At 77.0% G+C, this 1,228-nt stretch carries 1 protein-coding gene and 1 pseudogene; both read right to left on the minus strand.

Going from position 1 to position 1,228, the window contains the following annotated elements; genetic code table 11:
- Positions 1 to 351: 351 nt before the first annotated feature.
- Positions 352 to 984: a helix-turn-helix domain-containing protein gene (locus tag E1283_RS36315; RefSeq protein WP_132822408.1), complete on the minus strand. Its 633-nt coding sequence runs from the start codon at positions 982 to 984 to the stop codon at positions 352 to 354.
- Between the two features lie 7 nt (positions 985 to 991).
- Positions 992 to 1,228, minus strand: a pseudogene (locus E1283_RS36320) (hypothetical protein); the annotation flags it as partial.

Genomic DNA, 1,228 nt, shown 5'->3' on the forward strand with positions numbered 1-1,228 from the left:
TGGGTATAAGAGACAGGTGTTCGATCGGTCACCCAGTGTGCCCGGCGGTCGGCGCGGGCCCCGGACGCCTCGCCGCGCGGCGGCGGTGGCGGTGGCGGTGGCGGTGGCAGTGGCAGTGGTGCTGGCGGCGGCGCCGTTCGACGCGCCGCGCGGTGTGGCACGGCGCATCTCGCGCTGGGGGAGGGCGACGACGTCTCCTGGCCCGCACGCGTCACCGACACCGCGTACGGCGGACCGCGCCGCCCGCCCGGCGGCTGGTGTCCGATCCCGCCGATCCCGCCGATCCCGCCGATCCCGCCGATCCTGCCGATCCCGCCGATCGCGCCGGGCCCGCCGATCGCGCCGGGCCCGCTACGCGGCGAACAGCCGCTTCAACGCCCTTGTCTGGTACGGGTTTCCCGGCTGGGTGTCCCGCGCCTTGTGCCAGGCGGCGAGCCACGCCGCCTGTTTCGGCACCGGCACCTCGCAGGCGCGCAGGTAGGCGAGCAGTTGCTGCTCGGTCCTGGGGACCGTCTCCCCGCGCACGATCCGGTGCGCGGTGCTGTGCGGCAGCGCGCCGAAGGCACCCGCGCGCCGTTCCATCGTCCGCAGCGAGGGCCGGCCGGCCGCGACGTGCAGGTCCCGGAGCGCGCCGCTCAGGTCGCCGGCGTCGCGCACGAAGTGCGGACGGGGCACCGCCATGGCGCCGGGCGGCGTGTGGACGGCGCGCCTCGCCCGGCGCCAGAGACGCTCGCCCTGCCGCAACACACGTGTCCGATGCCGCCAGTTCTCGGCGGTGCACGCCGTGAGGTACTCGGTGACCACCGCGCGCCTGGGCAGGGTGCGGCCCGAGGCGGCGCGTTTCAGGGTCGCCTCGGACACCCGTGCGCGGGCGGCGAGTTCCCGGTAGGTCGCTCCGGCCAGCCGGCGCTGCTCGCGCAGGAACGCGGCGAGCGCGGCGAGGCGGGGCACGGCCTGGTCCACGGGGAGTTCGGGGCGTCCCACGCCGGCCTCATCTGCCCGGCGTGAGCGCGGCGCTGACGATGCGGCGCAGCGCGCCGCCGGCCGCGGCCCGGGGCCTGCCGTAGCCGGTGGTCAGCAGCACGCCGGCGCCGATGCCGCCGGCCCCGCTGAGCAGGACCAGCACGTCCTGGACGGCCATCCCCGTGGCGGCCAGGACCGAGGACGCGGCGATGAAGCAGATGATCACGAGGGCGTGGGGCATGCCGAACCGTGGGGGCGGGACGGG

Origin of the sequence: Streptomyces hainanensis (assembly GCF_004348415.1) — a bacterium.
GTDB lineage: Bacteria > Actinomycetota > Actinomycetes > Streptomycetales > Streptomycetaceae > Streptomyces > Streptomyces hainanensis.